The organism is Mucilaginibacter angelicae (genome assembly GCF_042434235.1).
Classification (GTDB): domain Bacteria; phylum Bacteroidota; class Bacteroidia; order Sphingobacteriales; family Sphingobacteriaceae; genus Mucilaginibacter; species Mucilaginibacter angelicae.
The window spans coordinates 110,609-136,348 of the sequence record NZ_JBHLTS010000076.1; the positions used below are offsets into that span (position 1 = coordinate 110,609).

Consider the following 25,740-nt stretch of genomic DNA (forward strand, 5'->3'; position numbering starts at 1 on the left):
CACAAAATGAGGGTCACTTTGTAGGTGACCGTTTAAACGTAATTTTATTAAACTTTAAATCATAGTTGTAGATGATTAACATTACACTTCCTGATGGATCCGTTCGTCAGTATGACAAAGGGATCTCTTCCATGCAAATCGCACAGTCGATTTCTGAAGGATTAGCCCGTAACGTATTAGCAGCCGAAGTTGACGGCCAGGTTTGGGACGCAAGCCGCCCCATTGAGCAGGATGCCCACGTTAAATTATTAACCTGGAACGATGCCGATGGCAAATCAACTTTTTGGCATTCATCGGCCCACTTAATGGCCGAGGCTTTAGAAGCGCTTTACCCGGGAACTAAATTTGGTATCGGGCCGGCAATTGAAACCGGTTTTTATTACGATGTTGATTTTGGTGACAAAGTTTTATCTTCTGACGAGTTTAAGCAGATAGAGGATAAGATGATTGAGCTTGCTAAAACCAAAGAAGAGTATATCCGTAAACCGGTTAGCAAAGCTGATGCTATTGAGTACTTTACCGAAAAAGGAGATGAGTATAAGCTTGACCTGATTAAGGATCTGCCCGATGGCGCTATTACTTTTTATTCGCAAGGTAACTTTACTGACTTGTGCCGCGGGCCTCACATCCCTAACACAGGCTTTATAAAAGCGGTTAAGCTTATGAGCCTTGCAGGTGCCTACTGGCGCGGTGATGAAACACGCAAGCAGCTAACCCGCATATACGGTGTTACTTTCCCTAAAGCCAGCGAACTTACTGAGTACCTGCACATGATCGAAGAAGCTAAAAAGCGCGATCACCGCAAATTAGGTAAGGAACTCGAACTGTTTGCTTTTTCTGAAAAAGTAGGCATGGGCCTGCCTTTGTGGTTGCCTAAAGGAACTGCCTTGCGCGAGCGTTTGGTGAATTTTTTACAAAAAGCACAGGTAAAAGCAGGTTACGAGCAGGTGATCACACCGCATATCGGTCATAAAAACCTGTATGTAACTTCAGGCCACTATGAAAAATATGGTGCTGATTCGTTCCAGCCGATAAAAACACCGCAGGAAGGAGAGGAGTTTTTCCTGAAACCAATGAACTGCCCTCACCATTGCGAAATCTATAAAACTAAACCACGTTCATATAAAGATTTGCCGGTTCGTTTTGCCGAGTTTGGTACAGTGTACCGTTATGAGCAAAGCGGCGAGTTGCATGGTTTAACTCGTGTGCGTGGCTTTACACAGGATGACGCCCACTTATTTTGCCGCCCAGACCAGGTGAAGGATGAGTTTAAGAAAGTAATTGACCTTGTACTATATGTATTTAAGGCTTTAGGGTTTGAAAACTATACTGCACAGATATCATTACGTGACCCTGAAAACAGGGCTAAATACATCGGTACAGATGAAAACTGGGCTTTAGCCGAAAATGCAATCATTGAGGCTGCTGCCGAAAAAGGATTGACTACTGTTGTAGAATTAGGCGAGGCTGCGTTTTACGGACCTAAGCTTGATTTTATGGTGAAGGATGCTCTTGGCCGTAAATGGCAATTGGGTACCATCCAGGTTGATTATAACCTTCCTGAGCGTTTTGAATTGGAATATACAGGCAGCGACAATCAAAAACATCGCCCGGTAATGATCCACAGGGCGCCGTTTGGTTCGATGGAGCGCTTTATAGCGGTATTAATTGAGCATTGTGCAGGTAATTTTCCGCTGTGGTTATCGCCCGAACAGTTCATTATACTTCCTATATCAGAAAAATATGAAGAATATGCAAAAAAAGTTTCTGATATATTAAAAGATTCCGATATTTGCGGGCTGATTGATTTCAGAGACGAAAAGATTGGGCGGAAGATCCGTGACGCTGAAGTCAAAAAAATCCCTTACATGTTGGTTGTGGGCGAAAAAGAAGCTGCCGAAGGGTTGGTTTCTGTACGTAAACACGGTACAGGTGATTTGGGAAGTATGAGCATTGAAGATTTTAAAGAACAAATAACTAAAGAAATAACAGTATAACTTGGCATTAAACAAACCTTTCAATAGAGGACCAAGGCTTCCTTTTAAGAAAAAAGAAGCCGAACATAACATAAACCAATTCATTAGGGCTCAGGAAGTTCGCCTTGTAGGTGATAACGTTGAGCAGGGAGTTTACTCGTTAAGAGATGCCCTTGCAATAGCGCAGGAGCAGGAATTGGATCTGGTTGAAATATCTCCGAACGCCGTACCACCGGTTTGTAAAGTAACTGACTATAACAAGTTCATTTACGAGCAAAAGAAAAAGCTTAAAGAGATAAAAAGCAATGCCAAGCAAACGGTTATTAAGGAAATTCGTTTCGGACCGAATACTGATGATCATGACTTTGAATTTAAATTGAAGCATGCTATTAAGTTTTTAGAAGCTGGCGAAAAGGTAAGAGCTTATGTTCACTTTAAAGGCCGCGCCATTGTTTACAAAGAACAAGGCGAGATTTTACTGCTTCGCTTTGCCCAGGCATTAGAAGAAGTTGGTAAAGTAGAGCAATTGCCTAAGCTTGAAGGAAAAAGGATGTTTTTAACCCTTGCACCGAAAGCCGCTAAAAAATAATCATAGATGTGCAGATGTGCAAATTATAGATGTGCAGATGCTTAAAAATAAAACGTTGAGAAACGTTAATATCTAACACAAATAAATAGAGTTATGCCAAAAATGAAAACCAATTCCAGTGCTAAAAAGCGCTTTAAGCTTACTGGAACCGGTAAAATCGCAAGAAAAAACGCATACAAAAGCCACATCTTAACCAAGATGTCGACAAAACGTAAGCGTGCCCTTGGTCAAACCAGCTTAGTATCTGATGCCGACATGGGTAACGTAAAACGTATGCTTTGTATCGGAAAGTAATTCACAAATTTTAAAACCAGGTATTAGAGTTTTAAGTCCGGCACACGAGTTGCAGGCACTCACTACCAAAAATCAAACAAGATGCCACGTTCAGTTAACGCAGTAGCGTCGAGAAGACGCAGGAAAAGGATCATGAACCTCGCCAAAGGTTATTGGGGTTCACGTAGCAAGGTTTACACCATTGCAAAAAACACAGTTGAAAAAGGTTTACAGTACGCTTACCGCGACCGTAAAACCAAAAAGAGAGAGTTCAGAGCTTTATGGATCCAACGTATTAACGCTGGTGCCCGTCAGCACGGAATTTCTTACTCTCAGTTAATGGGTAAATTAGCCGCTAAAGAAATTGGCTTAAACCGTAAGGTATTAGCTGATTTAGCGATGAACAACCCAGACGCTTTCAAAGCAGTTGTTGATGCAGTAAAATAATATCGCATTATAAATGCATGAAAAAGGCCGCAAATTGCGGCCTTTTTTGTTTTGTATACTTTTCAAATTTAGAAGACTCTCTAACAAGCTGTTTGAAATTGATGGATATAGTTTACAGGTAGATAAGACTTCATTGCCGTTGGTTAAAACCAACGGAATAATAAGCAGCAATGAGAGTGCTTCAGCCCAAATCCGCTTGCATAATTAGGCTAAAGCCAGGACTTTTAACTTTTTTACCGTTGGTTAAAACCAACGGCAATGAATATTTTGCATTTTTAAACAGTTTCCAAGAGTTGGATTTTCTTATAACCTATGCATGTTTTATTGCTTCGACAAGCGCTTTGTTGTGTTTATACTTAAAGATAAACGGAAACGCAATAGCTATTACCAAAGCATAGCAGGCAAAGGTAAGCCAGATACCATGCCAATCTTTACTTCCATCGGCATGAATAAAAAACTTATCAATAATAAAACCGCTTGCAATACTTCCAAAAAAAGCACCAAAGCCATTTACCATCATCATAAATAAACCTTGTGCGCTGCCTCGTATTTCGGGAGTTGTTTGAGTTTCTACAAATAGCGAGCCTGATATGTTAAAGAAATCAAACGCCATACCATAAACAATGCATGATAGAACGATCATCCATAATCCACCAGCCGGATCGCCGAAGGCGAAAAGACCGAACCTTAATACCCAGGCAAGCATACTAAACAGCATCACGTTCTTAATGCCAAATTTGCGCAAAAAGAAAGGGATAGCTAAAATGAAAAGTGTTTCGGATACCTGAGAAATAGAAATGATTGCGCCCGAATGTTTTACTGCAAACAGGCCTTTATAGGCAGGCACTTTTGCAAAGTCTAAAATATAGGTAGTGCCATATGCATTGGTTAGCTGCAGGGCTGCACCTAAAAGTAATGAAAAGGCGAAGAAAATAGCAAATTTAGGAGTTTTAAATAACTCGAACGCATTTAAACCAAGAGCATCCCGCAGTGTTTTTGTACCGGTTTTGCCCAGCAACGGAGGGCATTTAGGCAGTGTGAATGAAAATAGACCCAGCGCTAAAGCCACCGCAGAAGCAATGTAAAATTGATTGGCGCTGGTTTCGCTTTTTGTTGCATCTACTACTAATAAAGCGGCAATAAAACCAACTGTTCCCCACACGCGTATGGGAGGATAAACCTTAACCACGTCTTTACCTTCATTCTTTAAAGCCGAATAGGCAACTTTTATAGATAAAGATAACGTTGGCATATAAAACAACATGTTTAGCAATATAACCCAAAAAAATACGGTTGGATTTGTTACCATTGGCACACAAAAGAGTACTATTGCCCCCAAAATATGGAACGTAGCATATAGCTTTTCGGCATTTATCCATTTGTCGGATATTATACCTGCAATTGCAGGCATAAATATGGACGAAATACCCATGGTTGAAAAAATTGCGCCGAATTGTGCACCCGACCATCCTTTATTTTGAAACCAGTAGGCGCCTACAGTAAGCAACCACGCCCCCCAGATAAAAAACTGCATAAAATTCATCAGTATTAAGCGCAACTTAATATTCATATGGGTACCAGGTTTAAAAAATTTTGATCAGTATTTAAATTAAAAGCGGAAAGTAGTGAAATAAATGTAAATCAGGAAGCTACTATTACAGAAATTACGCTTGTTAAACAGAAACCCGGGATTGAGTTTCTGTTATATGTTATTGATGAGATAATATTATGTTTTAAAAACTGCACCCAGATAAATCCGAAATCGAAATTCTCAAATCCGAAATCAGGAGGCTTTTCGCTTATTAAGCTCATCCCGGATCTTGGCGGCTTTTTCGTATGATTCTTCGGCAAGGGCCTCCTGTAATTTGGTCTTGAGCTCCTCTGTACTGATGGAGGCATAGCCACTCACCGATGTGCTAACCGATTTTTCTTCAGGCGTTTCGTTGATATTTTCCAGGTAAACAAAATCGTTGCCCTCTATGACAATACCGGCGGTTGACAATATGAATTCATAAGTGAAGATAGGACAGTCAAAGCGCACTGCTACGGCGATTGCGTCAGAGGTGCGGGCATCTATCTCAACAGAACGTTTCCCATCATTACAAATCAGTTTAGCATAAAATATACCATCAACCAAATTGTAGATGATCACTTCCTGAACTTCAATCTGGTAGGCCTGGGCAAAGCTTTTGAACAAGTCGTGCGTGAGCGGGCGGCTTGGGGTCATCTTTTCTATTTCGATAGCTATAGCCTGGGCTTCAAAGCTTCCGATGATAATAGGCAAACGGCGGCGACCGCTTACTTCGCCCAAAACAAGAGCATATGCGCCCGATTGGGTTTGACTGTATGATAAGCCGACAATATCAAGCTTTATTTTTTTCATGTTATTCCCCATCACACCTGTATTTATGCTGAAGCTTTATATTCTTTAACGGCTGCTATTAATTTAGGGAGTACTTCAAATGCATCGCCAACGATCCCGTAATCGGCTACCTTAAAAAACGGCGCTTCAGGATCTTTGTTTATTACTACAATAACTTTTGATGAACTTACCCCGGCCAGATGCTGAATAGCACCTGAAATTCCGACTGCAATATACAAATTTGGACTGACAGCTATACCGGTTTGTCCAACGTGTTCGCTATGGGGTCTCCAGCCCGCATCCGATACTGGTTTTGAGCACGCGGTGGCAGCGCCTAAAAGTGCTGCGAGCTCTTCTATCATGCCCCAGTTTTCAGGGCCTTTTAAGCCACGGCCACCCGAAACAACGATCTCAGCATCCGGAAGGGAAACCTTATCGCTTGAACGAACTATCTCTTTGATCATGGCCTTAAAGTCGGATGATTTGGTTTCAACGCTAAAATCCTCAACCTGGGCGGTGCCGCCTGTTTCAACAACTTTATAAGAGTTGGGCACAAGCGCAATAACTTTAATGGCCGAAGTAAGCTCGACAATTGCAAAAGCTTTACCTGAGAAGGCTGTCTTTTTAACCTTAAACGAACCGCCATCCTGAACCGGCATTGCAACGGCCCCATCGGCCACCCCGGCTTCCAGTTTTACGCCAATCCTTGGCGCTAAGCCACGGCCCGAAAAGGTGTTGGATAATACAACAATGCCCGAACCTTCTTTTTTAGCTGCTTCGGCTATAACAGAGGCGTACGCCTGGTTTACAAAATCCTTCAATTTATCGCCAGATACATTAAGCACCTTATCGGCTCCATATTTACCTAATAAAGCCAATTCGGTGGCATCAACGTTGCCTATTGAAACAGCAGTGAGGGTAGTGTTATTTTGATCGGCAATGGCGCGGGCATAAGAAACGGCTTCAAAAATTGATTTTTTGAATTTGCCCCCGGCATTTTCCGCATATATTAAAACTGACATAGTTATCTGTTAGTGATTTAGATCATAATTTATATAACACGCGCTTCGGCATGCAGCAGTTCAACCAATTTGGCGGTGTCATCGGCAGGTACGAGTTTTACCTGGCCGCGTGGGGCAGGTGTTTCATAACTAATAATTTCCGAAAAGGTTTTAACTTCAACGGGCTCAATAACAGCAAGCGGTTTGGTACGGGCCGACATGATGCCGCGCATATTAGGTATTTTGGGTTCAGCCACACCTTCGGCAGTACCGGCTACAAAAGGATAGGGAATAGTTAATACTTCCTTACCTCCCTCAATTTCACGTTCAACGGTTGCTTCAGTGTCAGCGCCATCTAATTTTTTGATGATAGATACGGATGGCATATCAAGCAATTCGCCAAGCATACCGGCAACTTTCGATCCGTTATAATCAATTGATTCTCGACCGGTCAGGATCAGATCAAAGGGATTTGCCTTTACATATTGCGCAATCTGATACGCTACATACCAGGCATCGTGCGGTTTAGCGTTTATGCGTACCGCATCGGTAGCGCCAATTGCCAAAGCTTTGCGAATGGTGGCTTCTGTATTTGCCTCACCAACATTAATTACAGTTACTGTACCTTTGCCGCCATCGGTTAGTTCAATGGCGCGTGCAAGTGCTATTTCATCGTAAGGGTTAAGTATAAACTGAACCCCGTTTGTATTAAATTGCGTGTTGTTATCAGTAAAAGTTATTTTTGTGGTGGTATCAGGAACATTACTTACACATACCAGAATCTTCATATCAATAGGTTTTTGCAAATTTAGTTAAAAAAGATAGAGTTTAAAATGGAGTTGAGCAGATTGAATAAGCTGTTGGAATTTATAAAAAATGAACCGGAGGATGAGTTTCTGAAATATGCCCTGGCAACAGAATATCTGCGTCTGAATGAGACAGATAAGGCACTTTCATATTACGAAGATCTGGTGAATAACCACCCCGGTTATGTGGGTACCTATTATCATTTAGGTAAGCTTTACGAAGCACTGAACCGTAAGGATGATGCTATTAAAACTTATGAAAACGGCATGAAAGTGACCAAAGAAAAGCGCGATAATCATGCTTTTTCAGAACTGCAAGCCGTTTACAGGCAGGCGATGGGCTTTGAAGAGGACGATGACGACGATTATTAGTTTTATAGTTCATAGATAATGGTTCATAGTTCATAGTGTTTTTTGTTGGATATTGAGCTAAAAATTACATTTCGACTATGATCAATGAACTATTGGCCTTGAACATTCCTACATCACCTAAATGAGAAAACGGCAACTTTTATTCCTCCGGGATGTGCTGATCTATACTTTTACCGCTTTTGGTGGCCCTCAGGCCCACATAGCGGTTTTGCTGCGCGAGTTTGTTGAAAAGCGTAGATATGTTACCGAAGATGAGCTAATGGAGCTCAATGCCTTATCGCAGGTTTTACCGGGCCCTTCGTCAACCCAAACATTGGTAGGAGTAGCCTGGAAGGTTGGAGGGTTGCGGTTAGCCATCATTACTTTCCTGATCTGGATTTTGCCATCAGCGGCTATCATGTGTATGGCTGCTATCAGTTATAATATGTTTGCTAATAAGGCCAAATTTAGCCACGTTATCAGTTATGTACAGCCTATAGCGGTGGGGATAGTTGCTTATGCCACTTACACGTTTGCCAGCAAGTTTTTGAAAACAAAAATAAGTACCATGCTTGCAATAGGCTCATTGATTGTTACACTGATACTGCAAAACGCCTATGCCTTCCCGATATTGATATTGCTTGGCGGCATCATTTCATCGGCAATGGAAACCCAACAGCAGGAAAATGAACTGAGGGTTAAGCTTTACGCAAATGTGAATCCCAATAAGGTAGCCTATTTTATTGGCATATTATTGTTTTTTGCTGCCTTGGGTGCTATTATCAATCAAACGTCGCCTTTTAGTTTGCCCATCCGCCTTTTCGAGAATTTTTATCGTAACGGCATCCTTATTTTTGGTGGGGGCCAGGTACTTGTACCGTTGATGTACACCGAATTTGTTGAGGTAAAACATTATTTAGGCAGGTCGGAATTTTTGTCGGGCTATGCTTTGCAGCAGGCCTTGCCAGGCCCTACTTTTTCCTTTACATCATTTTTGGGTGGAATAACGCTTGGCAATAAAGGTTACAGCATTTGGGGACAGGTGATTGGCAGTATCGTTGCGGTTATAGGTATTAATACCCCCGGTTTGATATTGATATTGTTTATAGTACCCTTCTGGGAAGACTTAAAAAAAATCACCCGGATAAAAAACTCTCTGAGCGGTATCAACGCAGTAGCCGTAGGCTTTATGGCAACAGCGTTGATCCTGCTGGTTAGACCATTCGGTTTAAACTGGATAGCTTACTTATTAATGATCAGTACCTTCCTGGTGCTGCATTTTACCAAAATAAAAACACCGATAGTGATTATTATTGGTGTGGTTTTGGGAATGGTATTTTAAGCCCCCCAGCCCCCTAAAGGGGGAGCTTACTTACGGCGGCTCGTTCGCTGCAAAAGAAGAAAAGGTTTGCCATGGCAAACCTTTTCTTCTTTTAATATCATATCTGAAACTCCCCCTTTAGGGGGCCGGGGGGCTAAAATGGTGCCTCGTCATCCATATCGTCCATTCTTGAAGGACGGATGATGAAGTTGCTTTGTTTTTCAAAATCCTGTGAAGGTGCAAGGCCTGCAAAAGCGTTGCCTGCAGCAGGAGGGAAGCCATTCATATCTTCTTCAAGATTGGTGAATTTAACGTATTTACCCACAAATTTCAGTCGTACGGTACCTGTTTCACCGTTACGGTGTTTAGCTATAATTACCTCGCCTACGCCCTGTGTCGGGTTGCCGTCCTCATCTTCAGTTAAACCATAATATTCAGGACGGTATAGGAACAGTACCATGTCGGCATCCTGCTCAATAGCGCCCGATTCACGTAAATCCGAAAGCATTGGCCTTTTTGAGTTACCCGGCCTGCTCTCAACCGCGCGGCTTAACTGCGAAAGCGCAATAACCGGTACGCTGAGTTCTTTTGCAACTGATTTTAAAGCACGTGAAATACTACTGATCTCCTGCTCGCGGTTACCACCGCCACCGCCTTTAGCGTCGGATTTACCATGCATCAGCTGCAGGTAGTCAATGATGATTAACTGGATATCATATTGCGATTTAAGGCGGCGGCATTTTGCCCTGAACTCAAAGATATTTAAGGCAGGGGTATCATCAATAATGAATGTGGCTTTTTCAAGCCTGCCAATTTTGGAGTGTACCTGTTGCCATTCCCATTCTTCAAGCGTGCCCTTACGTATTTTTTCCTGCTCAATTTCTGCTTCGCCGGCTATTAAACGGTTAACTAACTGTACAGACGACATCTCCAGTGAAAACACCACAACAGGCTTGTCAAAATCAACCGCGGCGTTACGGGCACAGGTTAACACGAAAGCTGTTTTACCCATCGCCGGACGTGCGGCGATAATTACCAAATCTGATTTTTGCCAGCCCGAGGTCATCCGGTCAAGATTGGTGAAGCCCGAGGCCACACCTGTTAAGCCGTCTTTTTTATCCTTCAGGGCTTCAATATCCCGCAGGGCCTCGTGAACAAGATCGTCCATGTTACGGGCATCCCGGCGTAAATTGCTTTGTGCTATCTCAAACAGGTTTTTTTCGGCCATATCCAGCAGGTCGAATACGTCACTGGTATCTTCATAAGCGCTGTTGATCACTTCGGTAGAGATACGGATCAGCTCCCGCTGAATAAATTTCTGAATGATGATACGTGAGTGGAACTCAATATTAGCGGCCGATGCAACGCGGCTGGTAAGTTCAGTGATGTAATAAGCACCGCCAACCATTTCAAGGTCGCCTAACCTGCGTAATTCTGCAGTTACTGTAAGGATATCTACAGGCTGTGTTTTTTCAAACAACAATTTTATAGCCGAAAAGATCTTCTGGTGATTGGTTTGGTAAAAAACTTCGGGTTTTAAAACATCAATAACTGACGAAAGAGCATCCTTCTCCAGCATAAGGGCACCTAAAACGGCTTCTTCCAAATCCGTGGCCTGCGGCTGCAATTTGCCACCTGCAATGAAAGGAGTAGGATTGGTAATCCGGCTTCGGCGTTCAAAAGTGTTCGGCTTGTTATACTGGTTGTTATTATCAAAACTCATAAGGGTACAAAAATATACAAAAAATGGTTCGAACGGCAAAGGAAACACCTAACATAGTGTATCGGCATTTTAAAATAATCATACACAGGGTGATAATTTAAAGCTTTTTAATCCACACCCGGGTGTTGATAACTTTTTAATGAAATTTGGAAAGGTTGATTTTCAAGTATTTGAACCAATGTTAATAAAGTTTTGCACTGTTGATAGCATAAGGGTGCAAATTGAGCTAAACCGAAAAGGGTTATCAGTTCAATAACGGCTTAATCAATTAATATAGCTACTTTTGCCAAAATTCAAATCATAAAATGGCATTTAATTCGAGGCCTCAGCGCGAAAGCAATCAGATGGTTTTTGGTATCAGGGCGGTAGTGGAAGCTATTCGTTCGGGTAAAGAGATCGAGGCATTATTTATACAAAGGGGCATAAGCGGCGGCTTGATACTGGAGCTTAAAGAGCTCATGAACGAGTACCAGCTAACCGCCCAACAGGTTCCCGTTGAAAAACTAAACCGCATAACACAGAAAAATCACCAGGGAGTTATTGCTGTAATATCGCCTATTGTTTATCAAAAAATAGAGAACATTATCCCCGAAGTGTTTGAGAAAGGGGAAACACCGTTAATTTTGGTTTTAGACAGTATTACTGACGTGCGGAACATGGGCGCTATTGCCCGTACAGCCGAATGTGCCGGTGTACACGCAATTGTGATCCCGGCCAAAGGTTCGGCGCAGATCAATCCCGATGCTATTAAGACATCGGCAGGTGCACTGTACAAAATACCTGTTTGCAGGCATGATAATTTTATGCAAACTGTACGCTTCCTTCAGGAATCGGGTCTGCAGCTGGTTTGCTGTACCGAAAAAACACAAGACAATATTTATACGCCAGATTATACCGTACCTACAGCTATCGTTATGGGATCGGAAGAGGATGGCATCCGTAATGAAATTATCCGGATCTCCGACCACCTGGCCAAGATCCCTATGTTTGGGGAAATTGAATCGTTAAATGTATCGGTTTCAACCGGGGTGATTTTGTACGAGGCGGTGAGGCAACGCTTCGCGGTTAACAGTTGATAAGGTTGATTAGGTGAGTGGTTGCAATGCTAAATAATTATTTCAATGCCATCTGATTTGTGATTGGCATGTTGTTGATTAGATGAATGAAAAGCAACTACTCTCAACTCACCTAATCAACCATTCACCATTATCTAAATATATTTCGCCCCAAACTTACTCTTCACGTCGGCTACAACCTGTTTAATGTTTTGTTCCTGGTCGCGGGGGCAAATAAGCAGGGAGTTGTTTGATTCTACCACAATAAAATCATGCAGGCCCTGTAATATCACCAGCTTTTCGCCCGGTACGTTTACCATACAGTTTGATGAATCATACATGATCACTTTTTCGGCAGGGATAACGGCATTGCCTACATAATCCTTTTCGGCCAGGTCATATATCGATGCCCAGGTTCCAAGATCGCTCCATCCAAAATCTGATGGCAATACATATACGTTATCGGCTTTTTCCATAATGCCGTAATCTATAGAGATGTTAATGCATTGCTGGTATGCCTTATGAACATAAGGCTTTTCATCGTCCGAATTATAAACCGGCCTTGCATCGGCAAATATTTCATGCATTTCGGGCAGGTACTGACCAAAGGCTTTAACAATGGTCCTGGCCGACCAAACAAAAATGCCTGCGTTCCATAAAAAGTCGCCGCTTTGGATAAAGGTTTTAGCTATCTCCAATGTAGGCTTTTCAGTAAAGGTTTTTACTTTATGAAACTCGTCGTTGATAACGTTATCAGTGTATTGGATATAGCCGTAGCCGGTATCAGGCCTTGATGGCTTTATGCCAAGGGTTATCAGGTAATCATTTGAAGCAGCGGTTTGCAGTGATTTTTCAATAGCAGTAACAAAGGCATCTTCATCCAGGATCTGCTGATCGGAAGGCGCCACAACAATTGCAGCATCAGGGTTAAGGCTTTCAATTTTAAAACAGCCGTAAGCAACGCAGGGCGCTGTATTACGCATAACGGGCTCGGTAAGGATCTGTTGATCCTCCATATCGGGGAGTTGTTGTTTTACAAGCTTGGTGTAATTTTCGTTAGTAACAACGTAAATATTTTCTTTGGGGCATACTTTCAGGAATCGTTCGTAGGTGTTTTGTATTAAAGTTTTACCGGTACCAAGTATATCGATAAACTGTTTGGGGTGCGATGTACGGCTTATCGGCCAAAAGCGGCTTCCAATCCCTCCAGCCATAATTATCGCATAATAGTTTTTATTCATGAGAAAGTAAAGAATTTTAATTTGGTATATCGACCGTAAAAATGTGTATTAATTTGTTAATTATCCATTAAGTGTAGCTAAATAATTTAACAGCACCCGTAAGAGCAAATTTATCTGGTTATTTAAATAGCCAATTAAAGAAATTGTTTTTCATCTGATCATCATTTTTACATAAAATTTAAAAGTAAATCCATCGTTTATTTAGAAAATTTTGTTACTTTAAACTTTTAAATACAATTTAAGAATTTGTTAAAATAATGATAGAAACAAAGAAATCGCTATTTGACAATCTCCAGAATTTTTTCGGGTTTGATAATTTTAAGGGAGAGCAGGAAGCGATAATAACCAACATCCTGGCCGGCAATGATACATTTGTTATTATGCCTACCGGTGGCGGCAAATCGATGTGTTATCAGTTACCAGCTTTGATGAGCGATGGCACGGCAATCGTAATTTCACCACTGATAGCCCTGATGAAAAACCAGGTCGATCAGCTCAGGGCGTTTGGAGGATCAGATAGTATAGCCCACTTTTTAAACTCATCACTTACAAAATCAGAGATAGGCAAGGTTAAGGAAGATGTGTTAGCAGGAAAAACCAAGTTGCTGTATGTAGCACCTGAATCGTTAACCAAGCAGGAAAATATTGATTTTTTACGCTTAAACCACGTATCATTTGTTGCCGTTGATGAAGCACACTGTATTTCGGAATGGGGGCATGATTTCAGGCCCGAATACCGCAAAATACGCCAGGTGATCAGTAACATTGGCGAAAACATACCTATCATTGCTTTAACAGCTACAGCTACCCCTAAAGTTCAGCAGGATATTCAAAAAAACCTGCAAATGAATAATGCAATCGTATTTAAATCGTCATTTAACCGCGGTAACCTTTTTTACGAAGTAAGGGCCAAGCGTAATGTTATAAAGGAGATTGTAAAATTTGTAAAGCAAAACCAGGGCAAATCAGGGATTGTATACTGTCTTAGCCGTAAAAAAGTGGAGGAGGTAGCTGAGGTGCTTACCCTTAACGGGGTAAAGGCATTGCCGTATCATGCCGGGCTTGATCCTAAAGTGCGTGCCGATACGCAGGACAAATTCCTGATGGAAGATGTTGACGTTATTGTTGCCACTATTGCATTCGGCATGGGGATCGATAAACCCGATGTACGCTATGTAATACACCATGATGTGCCAAAAAGCATGGAAGGGTATTACCAGGAAACAGGAAGGGCCGGACGTGACGGCGGGGAAGGTGTTTGCGTTGCTTTTTATTCGGAAAAGGATATTGACAAGCTTCAAAAATTCATGAAGGATAAGCCTGTTTCAGAACGCGAAATAGGCACCCAGATACTTAAGGAAGTTATTGATTACTGCGAATCGTCGGTTTGCCGTCGCAAACAGTTGCTGCATTATTTTGGCGAAAACTTTAATGAGGCAGGCTGTAACAACATGTGCGATAACTGCTGCACCCATAAGGAACATTTTGATGCAGAGGAGCACCTGCACAGGGCACTAAGCCTCATTAAGCATATCGGCGAGAAGTTTGATGACCATCACATCATCAGCATTTTAATGGGCGAGGAAAATGCACAGATCAAAAATTATGAGCATGACCAGCTTGATTATTACGGCGCGGGTAAAGAACAGGGTAAAAACCTTTGGAATTCGCTTTTAAGGCAAGCTTTGCTCAATAACTATATTTCAAAAGACATTGATCAATACGGGCTTTTAAGGCTTACTAAAAGCGGTAATGGCTTTATTGAAAATCCGCATAGCATCCGTTTTGTTTTAAACAAGCCTATGGAAGCTACTGATGATGATAGTGATGATGACGGGCCAAAACAAAACGGCGGTGCACTTGACACCCAGTTGCTGCAGATGCTTAAAGAACTGCGTAAAAAGCTGGCCAAGCAAAAAGGCCTGCCACCGTTTGTGATATTCCAGGATCCGTCGTTAGAAGAGATGTGTACCCATTATCCGATCAATACTGAGGAGCTTAAACAAATTTCGGGTGTTGGTGCAGGTAAGGCATTAAAGTTTGGAAAACCATTTACCGATTTGATCCAGAAATATGTAGAGGATAACGATATTGACCGGCCAATTGATATGGTGATCAAGAGTGCTGCTAATAAATCGGCACTTAAGGTGTTCATTATTCAAAATATCGACAGGCATTTAAACCTTGATGATATTGCGGCTTCAAAAGGCCTTACTTATGAGGAGATCCTGAAAGAGGTTGAAACCATTGTTAACTCAGGGACTAAGCTTAACCTTAACTACTATATTGATGAAGTAATTGACGAGGACAAGCAGGAAGAAGTATTTGATTATTTCCGTACCGCCGAAGCCGACTCAATTGATGAAGCTTTAGCTGAGCTGGGTAGCGATGATTACACGCGTGAAGAAGTACAATTAATGCGCATTAAGTTCATGTCGGAGTTAGGAAACTAACTTTTCAAAACTTTATAACATAGATAGCCTTTAGATTAAACTCTGAAGGCTTTTTTATTTTTCAGTCTTTCCAAAATTGAGATAATCAAGGTTCATGTTGCCATTAGTTACGATGTGCAGGGTAAGTACATGAATTCCTTTTTTCAAAGCTATTGAACCTACAGAGCCGGATGCATTCCAGTGATGCCATTGCCGCCATTGTACAGTATCGCGGTCATCATGGGTTGAAGTTATCTTTAAAGGACCTGTAGCATCTTTACCATCAATATCAAGTGAAATTGTTCCATCGCCATTGGCAGTATATAATACGCCAATAGGGTAGGTGCCTGCTTTATTTACCTTAACAGTGTAATTGATCCATTCGCCGGGCTGTGTCCAGCCAACATAAAATTTATTAAGATCGCGCGGAACTTTGTTGTACGGGTTGTTATCGATATTGCCTGTTTTGGTATAGGAAATGTCAACACCTTCCTTCATCCTGAATTCATTTAAAAATGTGCCGTTAGCCGGATTAAGTTTTCCGCTGCCATTGTTTATGCTATCGGTATCGTGATAAGCTACCCCTTCGCCGCCTTCATCATAATACTCACATTCCAATCTTCCCGGGATCTGCTGCATTTTACCTTGCCATGGTTTTCCCGTGTTTGTATAAATAAAAGCATATGAAATTAACGCAGCAGCGGTTATGGTTAACAGGATTTTTCTCATTTAAGGCTTACAGTTGGAGTTAAACCAAGATAAAGAAAAATACGATGTATAAATGACACAAAAACTTATTTAGTTATGATCATAAACTCCGTGCGCCTGTTCTTAGCCCTGTCTTCTTCAGTAGTATTGGGTGCTAAAGGTTGTGTTTCAGCGTATCCTTTGTAAACAAGCCGGGCAGGGGCAACGCCGTGCGATACAAGATATTGAAAAACGGATTTCGCCCTGTTTTCTGATAATACCTGGTTTGTTTGGTGATTACCAACGTTATCAGTATGACCCGAGATCTCAATGCGTACTGTTGGATTTACACCTAAAAACTCTATAAGTTTAAGGAGCTCGGCTTTTGATTCGCTTTCAAGGTCGAATTTATTGGTATCGAAAAAGATATTTTTCAATATCACCTTATTACCAATTTCAATAGGGGATAATAAAGCCACGATATTAAACGGATTTTTTGCTTTATAATTTTTCAGCGAAAAATTTTCGGAGTAAAACAGGTATCCGCTTTTTGAAATATTAAGTCCATAGTTTTTGCCCGATGTTAGCGTGGCTAAAAAATCGCCCAGGTCTTCGTCGCTGAAATCCTGGTAAACGGGTAAGTTGCTTTCCAGATCAATGATCTCCACTGCGGCTTCAAGTGGCTGTTTAGTCTTAACATCCTTTACAAAGCCTTTAACGTAGGTCACCAAACGTGGCCGCACGCTTACAGGAAGCTCAAACTTATAAATATCATAGCCACCAAATCCGTTTAAATTATTTGATGAAAAAAAAGCATAATCCCCGTTTGCGGTTAACGACAAGCCGCCTTCATCGCCATTAGTGTTAATGGGATATCCCAGATTTTCAGGTTTTTGCCACTTACCATCTTTACCTAAGCGACTAACAAACAGATCCTTGCTGCCTAAACCAGGCCAGCCATCGCTGCTAAAGTAAAGCGTACTATCATCAGGGTGAATAAAAGGCGATTGCTCGTTATAGGGCGTGTTAACGTTTGGGCCAAGATTTTCAGGTTCGCCCCAGCCTTGTTCGCCCAGTGTACTTTTCCAGATATCGTAACCCCCATAGCCCCCTTTACGGTTACTTACAAAGTAAAGTGTGCGGCCGTCGGCATTTATTGAGGGCTGTGATTCCCAGCCCGATGTATTTACCGGTGGGTTCAAGTCAACAGGTTTTCCCCAGTCATTGCCTTTTTTTTGAGCTATGTAAATGTCACAGCGGCCTAAGCCATCAGGGCGGTTGCATCCGGTGAAAAACAGGTATTTACCATCCTGGGAAATAGACTGTGCACCTTCGTTATATTTTTCCGTATTGATCTGGTTACTTAGATAAGTGGCGGTATTCCATTTGCCGTTTACCATATCGCTTTTATAAAAATCTTCGTTGTTATTGATCTTTCGGGTAAATATCAATGTGCTTTCGTCGGCTGTAGCAACGGGCAGGTATTCGTCGTTAGCGGTGTTTATTTCCGCTCCGATATTTATCGGTTTAAAGGGCACCGGATGCGCTATAGCCTGGATACTGAATTTAGCATCAGCAAGCAGTTTTTTTGCATAAGTATTGTTTTCGGGACTGATGTTAGGGTAGGTAAGGTATTTTTCAAGATGCTGCTGGGCCTGGGCATAGCGTGCATCATGAATTTCCATTTCAGCTGTTTTCAGATATATGCTCCTGTTAAATTCAGGACTGAGTGAAATAACTTTAACGTATTGTTCAATTGCCTGTTTGTAAAGGCGTTTCATCCGGTATAAGTCGGCAAGTAACGCATGGGCCTCTGTGAATTTCGAGTCGTCACTGATAGCTTTCAGACAGTTTTCAATGGCTTCATCATACAGATGTTCATCGAGGTTTTGATTAGCATCAAGAAAGAGCTGTATTGCTTCCTTATTGGAGGTTGAGTATTGTGATTGCTGCTGGGCACAAAGCAAAGCAGGTAAACACAATGCAAGCACCAATAACACTGCAATTTTCATTTGTTTCAATACGATAATTAATATCGTAAGATACAAAGATTATGGAATATTCAGATATTTATGTGTTTGCAGTGAAATTTCCCATTGCGGGTTTTCCTTTACATAATCAACAATAAGCGGGGTCATTTCTTTTGACTTTGACCATTCGGGCTGCAGGTAAAGCTTACAATCTGGCGATACCATTTTGGCATGATATTCGGCCCATTCAAAATCAGATTTATTGAACACGATCACCTTTAGTTCATGGGCGCTTTCGGCCACATTTGGTGTAGGTGCCTTGAATTTTTTGGGTGAAAGACAGATCCAGTCCCAATCGCCCGAAAGCGGATATGCACCGGAAGTTTCAATAAAAGTTTTTATTCCCTTTTCATGCAGGTGATGGGTTAAATAATCAAGGTTGTAGATCAGTGGCTCGCCGCCTGTTACCACAACAGCTTTTGCCGGATGAAGGGCCGCGTTGCTTACAATAGTATCGGCTGCAGTGAGCGGGTGCAGCTCGGCATCCCAGCTTTCCTTAACATCGCACCAATGGCAACCTACATCACAGCCGCCAAGGCGAATGAAATACGCGGCTTTACCTGTATTGTATCCTTCGCCCTGTATCGTATAAAACTCTTCCATTAAAGGAAGCAGCGTGCCGTCGTCTGGTATTTGATGTGCCATAGTTATTTAAGGGTGCAAAGGTACTTAAAGATAGGCGAAAGCTGAAAGGCGAAAGGTAAAAGGTTACACTAATATGGAAGTAACTTGTAGACGAAAGGTTTTATCATTACCATCAATTATATATAAGCAGCGCGTTCAAATACCTTTTGCCTTTCACCTTTATCCTTTTACCTTTCTTGTTTTCATTAATAATTGTTATTATTACTTTTAATTTTAAGATAACCAATTAACCTCAATTTCGTAAAATGTTATAACTGTATCGGTAACGCTTAATTTATATCCGGAGATGAAAAAACTTTACTTTCCTTTAATTTTAATGGTAGTGCTTTGTTTTAGTTCATGTGTGGATATTGAAGAGCATTACGATTTCAGGAGTGACGGAACCTGCAAGGTTGCTTATGCCTTTGATATGGGCAGGGCGGTATCGGTGCTGGTTAACCTCATGTCTGATTCAGTTAAACAAACTCCGCAATTTAGTTTGGTTAAGGATACTACACTTAATTTTTACACCGCGTTACCAGACAGTGCTCAACGAAAGCTAAAAGCCGAAGAAATTGAAATGGCCAAGAGCAGTGAACTAACTGTTAACATGAACCTTAAAAAAAGTGTTATGAAAGTAACACTTAACCACACTGCTAAAAACGCAGCGGATTTACAATACTATCTGCAAAACGTATCAAAGATTGCTTTGAACAGCCAGATCAGCGCTATAACAACTAACGACAAGGCAAATAAACCATTTGACGCCCGGCAAATGGTTGCAGGGCAGGACTATTACTCGTACGATATTACCCCTCACAGATTTTGCCGGATAATTGATAAAGTTAAATTCAACGCTTTTTTAAAGAAAACCCAGGCCACCTTTATGATGGCCAAGGCCATGCTTATTGATATGCCCTATAAAGTAATCCTGAGGTTTGCCCACCCGGTAAAAAAGATCAATAATTCAAAGGCCATGCTCTCGGCCGACAGGAGGGAAGTTACCCTGGTTACCAGTATGGACGAGGTAATCAAAAACCCGAATGTGATGAATTTGAAGATAGATTTTTAAAATCTATTAACTCACATTAAGATATAGAAATGTTGAAGTAATATTGGATTATAAAATTTGCGGTACATATCTTGTACTTATGAAATCTGACCTTGATCAAATTATTGAATATCTTGAAAGTGAAAAACAATCACTTGAATTATCGATTAAAAGGAACCTGGCCGAATATGATTACTTATATGCTCATTATCAGCAGGAGGGCCTTTGGCGTTTAAATAACCATCTTGATACGTTAAAATATTTCAAAGATCCCCTTTTTAATAAAAAGCAAGACATTGAAAGGTGGATCAGATGGATGAGCCGTCTTGAAAATAATGATCTTGAATCTTTATATAAAGATGATATAGCGGAGAAAAAACAAGAACTTGAAAAACTAAACAAAGATCAGGTTTATAAATATTTTAATGACAGCCAGGTAATTGACGAAGCTCTGTTCGATTTATATGAAGGAAGAATAAGCAGATTTAGGTTATGCTTAAGCAAAGAAGATGGGTTTTATCTTGATTTTGAAATGAGTAATGATTTTCTAAAAATATCCTATCGGCCAGATCCTATGTTTGACAGTTATGAATACATTAGAGACATTGATGATGACGATGACGACGAAGTGCATCTTCATCCATTAGAAAAGCTTGGTTTTAGCTGGGATACGGACGGAAAGCAATTAATTTTTCGTTATGATATGAGGGGGTTTAAAGAAGCCCTCCCGGTAAAGGTTTTATTATCACGCATTGCTTATGAAAAATTCAACTTTGGCCTGGGCCATCACGATCTGACTTCCTCTGTTGATATATTTTATAAATGAAATGGTATAAAGCTTCGGGCATAATCAACATTGAAAAACCATTTATAAAAAAGGTTAAGGCTGGCCGCAAAACTATTTGCCTGGTAGGTTTTGAGGGTAAGCTTTACGCCGTATCGGCCAAATGCCCGCATGCCGGTGCTGATTTGAGTGAAGGCTTGTGCGTCAGAAAACTGATTGTTTGTCCATACCACCGGTATACCTATGATCTGGAAACAGGTAAGGGGGGCGAGGGGCAGCATGATTTTATTGAAACTTACCCGGTTGAAACGAGGGAAGACGGCGTTTACATTGGTGTAAACTCTGTTTGGGATAAGTTGATAGGGAGGTAAGTAGTGAGCGGTTGATTAAGTGAATGGTTATTGAAAATAAAAACCATTCACTTAATCAACCTAATAAACCACTCACTATTTATAAACCTCTTTATTAGCCGAAGCCAAAGTATTTTTAAGCAAACCAACAATAGTCATCAAACCAACGCCACCCGGTACCGGGGTGATCCATGATGATTTTGGTGCTACGTTTTCAAAATCAACATCGCCATAAAGTTTAAAGCCTGATTTTGTTGTGGTTGATGTTTCACGGTTCATACCTACGTCAACTACTACAACGCCATCCTTTACCATATCGGCAGTAATGAAATTCTTTTTACCAATGGCTACAATAAGGATGTCTGCATCAAGTGTAAATTTTTTGATATCTGGTGTGCGGCTGTGGCAAATGGTTACCGTACAGTTGCCCGGAGTGGTGTTGCGTGCCATCAGGATGCTCATTGGCGAACCAACAATATTGCTGCGGCCTACAACCACGCAATGCTTGCCGGCTGTTTCAATACCGTATTCTTTAAGCATTAAAGTAATGCCGTAAGGCGTAGCCGGGATAAATGATGGCAGGTTGCGCTGCATCCGGCCCAAATTAACCGGGTGAAAGCCGTCAACATCTTTACGGTGGTCAATACGCTCGGTTACTTTTTCAGGATCGATGTGTTTTGGTAACGGAAGTTGTACAATAATGCCGTCAATATCAGGATCAGCATTTAACTCTTCAACTTTTTTCAGCAGTTCTTCTTCAGTAACATCATCTTCATAACGTACTAACGATGATTTAAAGCCAACCTTTTCACAGTTTTTCATTTTGCTGGCAACGTAAGTTTCGCTGCCGCCATCATGACCAACCAATACCGCAACCAAATGCGGCTTGCGGCCTGTCTTCTCTAATATTTTAGCTGCTTCTTCAGCTATTTCAACCTTGAGTTTTTCTGATACGTATTTTCCGTCTAAAAGCTGCATTCTTAAATATTTTTAACGAGGTAATCAGGTAACGGAGGTAAATTTAAATTTACCGGTTTTGATTTCAATCGTATTTTTATAAAAGGCCTGTTATTCAGGGATAATTTTAGTTTGTGATTATTATTTATCTTGCTTATAATACTTTCAATAGTTTCCTTTTTGTTATTCAAAAGTAACTCGAAGATAATGCTATTTGAGGTAGCATCTTTGTTGAAAGCATCAACGTAATATTTCGGTTCGTTGTTGTCATATACAACCCATTTGCCGTAAACAAAGTCTCCTAAATGAATGTATTTAACAAGCCCCGTTATTGTAAAATATGTAACTAACCTATACAGAATATATAATTTTATATAGCCCTGGCTTCGCTCTTAGAGGCCGGCTTAATCCAATTTCAAAACAGCCATAAACGCCGATTGTGGTATCTCAACGTTACCTACCTGGCGCATGCGTTTTTTACCTTGTTTCTGTTTTTCCAACAGTTTACGTTTACGGGAAATATCACCACCGTAACATTTGGCGGTAACGTCTTTACGTAAAGCTTTCACCGTTTCGCGGGCAATGATCTTGGCACCGATAGAAGCCTGAATAATGATCTCAAACTGCTGGCGTGGCAAAAGTTCTTTTAATTTTTCACAGATCTTTTTGCCAAAATCGTATGAGTTACCACGGAAGATCAGTGATGAGAGGGCATCAACAGGTTCAGCATTTAAACGGATATCCAGTTTTACCAAATCTGATTGGCGGTAACCTATCTGGTGATAATCAAACGAAGCATAACCTTTTGAAATGGTTTTCAGTTTATCGTAAAAATCAAACACAATCTCACCCATCGGCATTTCAAATATCAATTCAACACGCTCGGATGTAAGGTATGATTGGTTGGTAATAGTACCGCGTTTTTGAATACAAAGCGACATTACCGGACCCACAAATTCAGATTTGGTAATGATGGTAGCTTTAATATATGGCTCTTCCACAAAATCAATTTTTGATGGATCGGGCAGGTCGGACGGGTTGTTTACAATAAACTCATCGCCTTTGGTAGTGTGTGCCACGTATGATACGTTGGGTACAGTGGTGATCACCGTCATGTTAAACTCACGCTCCAAACGCTCCTGGATAATCTCCATGTGAAGCATGCCCAGGAAACCGCAACGGAAACCAAAGCCCAAAGCTGCTGATGATTCCGGCTCAAATACCAGTGACGCATCATTTAACTGCAGTTTGGCCATCGACTCACGCAGTTCTTCGTAATCCTCGGTATCAACAGGGTAAATGCCGGCAAATACCATTGGTTTTACCTCTTCAAAGCCCTGGATCCCAACTTCGCAAGGACGATCAACGTGGGTAATAGTATCACCAACTTTAACCTCTTTTGCTTCTTTTATACCTGATATAATATAACCTACGTCGCCGGTTTTGATCACATCCTTAGCAGTTGGACGCAGTTTAAGCGTGCCAACCTCATCAGCAAGATATTGTTTTTCGGTAGCTACGAATTTTACCTTTTCGCCTTTGCGGATCTCGCCGTTAACAACCTTAAAGTAAGCGATGATACCGCGGAACGAGTTAAAAACCGAATCGAAGATCAGCGCCTGTAGCGGAGCTTTAGGATCACCTACCGGGGCAGGTACACGCTCAACAATAGCACGAAGAATATCATGCACCCCCATGCCTGTTTTGCCTGATGCAGCAAGGATCTCTTCACGTTTACAGCCAATAAGGTCAACAATCTGGTCTTTTACTTCCTCGGGCATAGCGCCTGGAAGGTCCATTTTATTCAGGATAGGGATGATCTCCAGGTCGTTCTCTAAAGCAAGGTACAGGTTTGATATGGTCTGCGCCTGGATGCCCTGCGCCGCATCAACTATAAGCAAAGCGCCTTCACAGGCTGCAATAGAACGGGACACTTCGTACGAAAAATCCACGTGGCCTGGAGTGTCGATCAGGTTGAGCACGTATTTCTGGCCATCAAGCTCATAGTCCATTTGTATGGCGTGGCTTTTAATGGTAATACCGCGCTCGCGTTCTAAATCCATATCGTCAAGCAATTGTGCCTGCGATTCGCGCTGGGTTATAGTGTTGGTATATTCTAATAACCTATCGGCAAGTGTGCTTTTGCCGTGGTCGATATGTGCTATGATACAAAAATTACGAATGTGCTCCATTGAACCGCAAAAATAGCTTTTTAGGATGATAATTTGGTATTGAGTTTTTTAATTGGCTTTTTATTTCGTTAACACTACGGCAATTCAAATAAACAAGCGGTTAAATTAAAGCAAAAATGAAAGAATACGCCATACCAGATGGTGTTTTCTTTGACCCGGACATAACCCAAAAACAAGGCGAATGGGATTAACCAGAAAAGGGAAATGAAGCTGAGATGAATGATAGCGAAGAGAAAAGCTGAAATGAAAACCGCCTGACCAGTATCGGCAATGTTTAGTAGTGATTGTAACAAATATCCCCGGAAACCAAGTTCTTCAAATAGGGCCGGGGTTATTGCCGTAAAAAATATGATAAGATAAACAGCCCCCGGAGAACCGGAAAAAATGGAATAATAGTAATAATCGCGAGAGAAAATGGTTATGTTGATCCAATTGCCAATGTAATGGATCAGTAAGCCTCCGGTCATCGCTATTGCACCGTAGGCGGCTAATTTTTGCAATGAAAACGAAGGCCAGCGAAGCAGCTTTTTACAATCGTTCCAGTTATATGCAAAAAACAACACGGCTGTTCCGGCTATGATAATTTCAATGATCAGGAACCAGCCAATCGTTTTAAAATAATCAATAAACGATGATAACGCACATACCAGGATATAAATGCCGTAAAACAACGCAGCTTGTTGAAGCAATTGCCAGTTATAGGCGGTTTGACTTGTAGCTGCCCCGGTTTGGCGGTGACCGCAGCTGCTGCAAAACTTTACGTTCACAGCATTAGCAGCACCGCATTGTATGCAGTACCTTATTTCGGTTGTTTCATGTTCGTCGGAAAGCAAAAGGATTAAGCGATATGATTTTCTTTCTTGATTTTTTCTATTTCCATGGCCGATTTGATACCCCGGATCATATAACCAATGATCACTATTTTTATAATGATACCCTGAGCAATAGATATGGGGTCAATTATGGCGTTTAATACCTGCACAATCACGTACAGGGATAAGCCCGATATGATACAGGCCAATGGTTTCTTTTTGCTATAGGCGCCCAAAACCAAAAATATAGCCGCCATTATTAAATTGGTTATAACTACAGCCACAACCTCGGCCTCATCCTTGTGCATGAAAAAGTATATCAGGCCGCTGATTATGAAAACGCCTGCCAGGTAATATAATGATGTGCCTGCCTGTTTAAGTGTTTTATTATAGGTAAACATATCTATTTCTTCAACCTGGCGTTCTGAAATAAATTTGTTTTGTTCTGCTTCGGTTCCCTTTACCGGGTACCCGCATTGGGTGCAAAAGGTATCCTCGGGTTTAACATCGGTATTGCAGTGTGCGCATTTTTCCGTTAATTGAACGGCTACAGGAATTTGATTTTCCATTTAATTTTTGTGATAAGGACTTAAATATTACACGAATATAATTATTGAAATTTAATTGCGGGATAAAACATATAATTTAGTTTAGTGGGATCAGCCGATTTTTATTA

At 41.3% G+C, this 25,740-nt stretch carries 24 protein-coding genes; 11 read left to right on the plus strand and 13 right to left on the minus strand.

Features of this window, described 5'->3' with window-relative positions; genetic code table 11:
• Positions 1 to 71 precede the first annotated feature (71 nt).
• The 4 genes from thrS to rplT all read left to right on the plus strand — a co-directional run bounded on the left by thrS (position 72) and on the right by rplT (position 3,285).
• Positions 72 to 1,997: a threonine--tRNA ligase gene (gene thrS, locus ACFFGT_RS26715; RefSeq protein WP_377025571.1), complete on the plus strand. Its 1,926-nt coding sequence runs from the start codon at positions 72 to 74 to the stop codon at positions 1,995 to 1,997.
• A gap of 1 nt (position 1,998) precedes the next feature.
• Positions 1,999 to 2,565, plus strand: coding sequence for a translation initiation factor IF-3 (gene infC / locus ACFFGT_RS26720; RefSeq protein WP_090525629.1), 567 nt, complete (start codon positions 1,999 to 2,001; stop codon positions 2,563 to 2,565).
• A gap of 93 nt (positions 2,566 to 2,658) precedes the next feature.
• A complete protein-coding gene (rpmI, locus tag ACFFGT_RS26725; protein ID WP_090525627.1) occupies positions 2,659 to 2,859 on the plus strand; it encodes a 50S ribosomal protein L35 in 201 nt (66 codons plus the stop codon).
• Between the two features lie 81 nt (positions 2,860 to 2,940).
• On the plus strand, positions 2,941 to 3,285 hold the full coding sequence (rplT, locus tag ACFFGT_RS26730; protein WP_022829871.1) for a 50S ribosomal protein L20: 345 nt from the start codon (positions 2,941 to 2,943) through the stop codon (positions 3,283 to 3,285).
• 310 nt (positions 3,286 to 3,595) lie between these two features.
• Here rplT and ACFFGT_RS26735 read toward each other — a convergent pair whose 3' ends face one another.
• The 4 genes from ACFFGT_RS26735 to ACFFGT_RS26750 form a co-directional block, all read right to left on the minus strand.
• On the minus strand, positions 3,596 to 4,855 hold the full coding sequence (locus tag ACFFGT_RS26735; RefSeq protein ID WP_377025572.1) for a nucleoside permease: 1,260 nt from the start codon (positions 4,853 to 4,855) through the stop codon (positions 3,596 to 3,598).
• A 213-nt stretch (positions 4,856 to 5,068) separates the two neighbouring features.
• Positions 5,069 to 5,668, minus strand: a complete 600-nt coding sequence (locus tag ACFFGT_RS26740; protein WP_377025573.1) for a bifunctional nuclease family protein — start codon at positions 5,666 to 5,668, stop codon at positions 5,069 to 5,071.
• A gap of 23 nt (positions 5,669 to 5,691) precedes the next feature.
• Positions 5,692 to 6,669: an electron transfer flavoprotein subunit alpha/FixB family protein gene (locus ACFFGT_RS26745; RefSeq protein WP_377025574.1), complete on the minus strand. Its 978-nt coding sequence runs from the start codon at positions 6,667 to 6,669 to the stop codon at positions 5,692 to 5,694.
• Between the two features lie 29 nt (positions 6,670 to 6,698).
• Positions 6,699 to 7,436: an electron transfer flavoprotein subunit beta/FixA family protein gene (locus ACFFGT_RS26750; RefSeq protein WP_377025575.1), complete on the minus strand. Its 738-nt coding sequence runs from the start codon at positions 7,434 to 7,436 to the stop codon at positions 6,699 to 6,701.
• A 45-nt stretch (positions 7,437 to 7,481) separates the two neighbouring features.
• On the opposite strand from ACFFGT_RS26750, the gene ACFFGT_RS26755 reads away from it, so the two are divergent.
• Positions 7,482 to 7,826: a tetratricopeptide repeat protein gene (locus tag ACFFGT_RS26755; RefSeq protein ID WP_377025576.1), complete on the plus strand. Its 345-nt coding sequence runs from the start codon at positions 7,482 to 7,484 to the stop codon at positions 7,824 to 7,826.
• 121 nt (positions 7,827 to 7,947) lie between these two features.
• Complete coding sequence (gene chrA, locus ACFFGT_RS26760; RefSeq protein ID WP_377025577.1) at positions 7,948 to 9,147, plus strand: chromate efflux transporter; 1,200 nt, start codon at positions 7,948 to 7,950, stop codon at positions 9,145 to 9,147.
• Positions 9,148 to 9,280: 133 nt separating this feature from the next.
• Here the strand turns inward: chrA and dnaB are convergent, their stop codons facing one another.
• Positions 9,281 to 10,849, minus strand: coding sequence for a replicative DNA helicase (dnaB, locus tag ACFFGT_RS26765; protein WP_377025578.1), 1,569 nt, complete (start codon positions 10,847 to 10,849; stop codon positions 9,281 to 9,283).
• A 305-nt stretch (positions 10,850 to 11,154) separates the two neighbouring features.
• On the opposite strand from dnaB, the gene rlmB reads away from it, so the two are divergent.
• Positions 11,155 to 11,925: a 23S rRNA (guanosine(2251)-2'-O)-methyltransferase RlmB gene (gene rlmB, locus ACFFGT_RS26770; RefSeq protein WP_377025579.1), complete on the plus strand. Its 771-nt coding sequence runs from the start codon at positions 11,155 to 11,157 to the stop codon at positions 11,923 to 11,925.
• A 134-nt stretch (positions 11,926 to 12,059) separates the two neighbouring features.
• Here the strand turns inward: rlmB and ACFFGT_RS26775 are convergent, their stop codons facing one another.
• Positions 12,060 to 13,145, minus strand: coding sequence for a mannose-1-phosphate guanylyltransferase (locus tag ACFFGT_RS26775; RefSeq protein WP_377025580.1), 1,086 nt, complete (start codon positions 13,143 to 13,145; stop codon positions 12,060 to 12,062).
• 260 nt (positions 13,146 to 13,405) lie between these two features.
• Between ACFFGT_RS26775 and recQ the strand changes: the two genes are divergently transcribed.
• Positions 13,406 to 15,598: a DNA helicase RecQ gene (gene recQ / locus ACFFGT_RS26780; protein WP_377025681.1), complete on the plus strand. Its 2,193-nt coding sequence runs from the start codon at positions 13,406 to 13,408 to the stop codon at positions 15,596 to 15,598.
• Positions 15,599 to 15,652: 54 nt separating this feature from the next.
• Here recQ and ACFFGT_RS26785 read toward each other — a convergent pair whose 3' ends face one another.
• The 3 genes from ACFFGT_RS26785 to ACFFGT_RS26795 form a co-directional block, all read right to left on the minus strand.
• The gene (locus tag ACFFGT_RS26785) at positions 15,653 to 16,306 is read right to left on the minus strand and encodes a carbohydrate-binding protein (RefSeq protein WP_377025581.1); all 654 of its coding nucleotides are present in this window, start codon (positions 16,304 to 16,306) and stop codon (positions 15,653 to 15,655) included.
• A gap of 65 nt (positions 16,307 to 16,371) precedes the next feature.
• Entirely contained in the window at positions 16,372 to 18,276 is a 1,905-nt protein-coding gene (locus tag ACFFGT_RS26790) for an OmpA family protein (protein WP_377025582.1), read from the minus strand.
• A gap of 39 nt (positions 18,277 to 18,315) precedes the next feature.
• Complete coding sequence (locus ACFFGT_RS26795; protein WP_121225734.1) at positions 18,316 to 18,939, minus strand: 7-carboxy-7-deazaguanine synthase QueE; 624 nt, start codon at positions 18,937 to 18,939, stop codon at positions 18,316 to 18,318.
• 286 nt (positions 18,940 to 19,225) lie between these two features.
• Here ACFFGT_RS26795 and ACFFGT_RS26800 point away from each other — a divergent pair, with 286 nt between their 5' ends.
• From ACFFGT_RS26800 to ACFFGT_RS26810, 3 genes are all read left to right on the plus strand, one after another.
• Complete coding sequence (locus ACFFGT_RS26800; protein WP_377025583.1) at positions 19,226 to 19,990, plus strand: hypothetical protein; 765 nt, start codon at positions 19,226 to 19,228, stop codon at positions 19,988 to 19,990.
• A gap of 79 nt (positions 19,991 to 20,069) precedes the next feature.
• Positions 20,070 to 20,795: a hypothetical protein gene (locus ACFFGT_RS26805; protein WP_377025584.1), complete on the plus strand. Its 726-nt coding sequence runs from the start codon at positions 20,070 to 20,072 to the stop codon at positions 20,793 to 20,795.
• Positions 20,792 to 21,124 (plus strand): Rieske (2Fe-2S) protein, encoded by a 333-nt coding sequence (locus ACFFGT_RS26810; protein ID WP_377025585.1) that lies wholly within the window; start codon positions 20,792 to 20,794, stop codon positions 21,122 to 21,124. Before ACFFGT_RS26805 ends, ACFFGT_RS26810 begins: the two co-directional genes overlap by 4 nt.
• Positions 21,125 to 21,199: 75 nt before the next feature.
• Here the strand turns inward: ACFFGT_RS26810 and ACFFGT_RS26815 are convergent, their stop codons facing one another.
• From ACFFGT_RS26815 to ACFFGT_RS26830, 4 genes are all read right to left on the minus strand, one after another.
• A complete protein-coding gene (locus tag ACFFGT_RS26815; protein WP_377025586.1) occupies positions 21,200 to 22,081 on the minus strand; it encodes a bifunctional 5,10-methylenetetrahydrofolate dehydrogenase/5,10-methenyltetrahydrofolate cyclohydrolase in 882 nt (293 codons plus the stop codon).
• Between the two features lie 383 nt (positions 22,082 to 22,464).
• The gene (gene lepA / locus ACFFGT_RS26820) at positions 22,465 to 24,252 is read right to left on the minus strand and encodes a translation elongation factor 4 (RefSeq protein ID WP_377025587.1); all 1,788 of its coding nucleotides are present in this window, start codon (positions 24,250 to 24,252) and stop codon (positions 22,465 to 22,467) included.
• 74 nt (positions 24,253 to 24,326) lie between these two features.
• A complete protein-coding gene (locus ACFFGT_RS26825; RefSeq protein ID WP_377025588.1) occupies positions 24,327 to 25,085 on the minus strand; it encodes a CPBP family intramembrane glutamic endopeptidase in 759 nt (252 codons plus the stop codon).
• A gap of 5 nt (positions 25,086 to 25,090) precedes the next feature.
• A complete protein-coding gene (locus tag ACFFGT_RS26830) occupies positions 25,091 to 25,633 on the minus strand; it encodes a zinc ribbon domain-containing protein (protein ID WP_377025589.1) in 543 nt (180 codons plus the stop codon).
• Positions 25,634 to 25,740: the final 107 nt, after the last annotated feature.

Excerpts from the sequence above, each read along its gene's own strand:
- thrS (WP_377025571.1), top strand. The coding sequence starts at position 72 with ATGATTAACATTACACTTCCTGATGGATCCGTTCGTCAGTATGACAAA.
- rpmI (WP_090525627.1), top strand. The coding sequence starts at position 2,659 with ATGCCAAAAATGAAAACCAATTCCAGTGCTAAAAAGCGCTTTAAGCTT.
- rplT (WP_022829871.1), top strand. The coding sequence starts at position 2,941 with ATGCCACGTTCAGTTAACGCAGTAGCGTCGAGAAGACGCAGGAAAAGG.
- ACFFGT_RS26735 (WP_377025572.1), bottom strand. The coding sequence starts at position 4,855 with ATGAATATTAAGTTGCGCTTAATACTGATGAATTTTATGCAGTTTTTT.
- ACFFGT_RS26740 (WP_377025573.1), bottom strand. The coding sequence starts at position 5,668 with ATGAAAAAAATAAAGCTTGATATTGTCGGCTTATCATACAGTCAAACC.
- ACFFGT_RS26745 (WP_377025574.1), bottom strand. The coding sequence starts at position 6,669 with ATGTCAGTTTTAATATATGCGGAAAATGCCGGGGGCAAATTCAAAAAA.
- ACFFGT_RS26750 (WP_377025575.1), bottom strand. The coding sequence starts at position 7,436 with ATGAAGATTCTGGTATGTGTAAGTAATGTTCCTGATACCACCACAAAA.
- ACFFGT_RS26755 (WP_377025576.1), top strand. The coding sequence starts at position 7,482 with ATGGAGTTGAGCAGATTGAATAAGCTGTTGGAATTTATAAAAAATGAA.
- chrA (WP_377025577.1), top strand. The coding sequence starts at position 7,948 with ATGAGAAAACGGCAACTTTTATTCCTCCGGGATGTGCTGATCTATACT.
- dnaB (WP_377025578.1), bottom strand. The coding sequence starts at position 10,849 with ATGAGTTTTGATAATAACAACCAGTATAACAAGCCGAACACTTTTGAA.
- rlmB (WP_377025579.1), top strand. The coding sequence starts at position 11,155 with ATGGCATTTAATTCGAGGCCTCAGCGCGAAAGCAATCAGATGGTTTTT.
- ACFFGT_RS26775 (WP_377025580.1), bottom strand. The coding sequence starts at position 13,145 with ATGAATAAAAACTATTATGCGATAATTATGGCTGGAGGGATTGGAAGC.
- ACFFGT_RS26785 (WP_377025581.1), bottom strand. The coding sequence starts at position 16,306 with ATGAGAAAAATCCTGTTAACCATAACCGCTGCTGCGTTAATTTCATAT.
- ACFFGT_RS26790 (WP_377025582.1), bottom strand. The coding sequence starts at position 18,276 with ATGAAAATTGCAGTGTTATTGGTGCTTGCATTGTGTTTACCTGCTTTG.
- ACFFGT_RS26795 (WP_121225734.1), bottom strand. The coding sequence starts at position 18,939 with ATGGCACATCAAATACCAGACGACGGCACGCTGCTTCCTTTAATGGAA.
- ACFFGT_RS26800 (WP_377025583.1), top strand. The coding sequence starts at position 19,226 with ATGAAAAAACTTTACTTTCCTTTAATTTTAATGGTAGTGCTTTGTTTT.
- ACFFGT_RS26805 (WP_377025584.1), top strand. The coding sequence starts at position 20,070 with ATGAAATCTGACCTTGATCAAATTATTGAATATCTTGAAAGTGAAAAA.
- ACFFGT_RS26810 (WP_377025585.1), top strand. The coding sequence starts at position 20,792 with ATGAAATGGTATAAAGCTTCGGGCATAATCAACATTGAAAAACCATTT.
- ACFFGT_RS26815 (WP_377025586.1), bottom strand. The coding sequence starts at position 22,081 with ATGCAGCTTTTAGACGGAAAATACGTATCAGAAAAACTCAAGGTTGAA.
- lepA (WP_377025587.1), bottom strand. The coding sequence starts at position 24,252 with ATGGAGCACATTCGTAATTTTTGTATCATAGCACATATCGACCACGGC.
- ACFFGT_RS26830 (WP_377025589.1), bottom strand. The coding sequence starts at position 25,633 with ATGGAAAATCAAATTCCTGTAGCCGTTCAATTAACGGAAAAATGCGCA.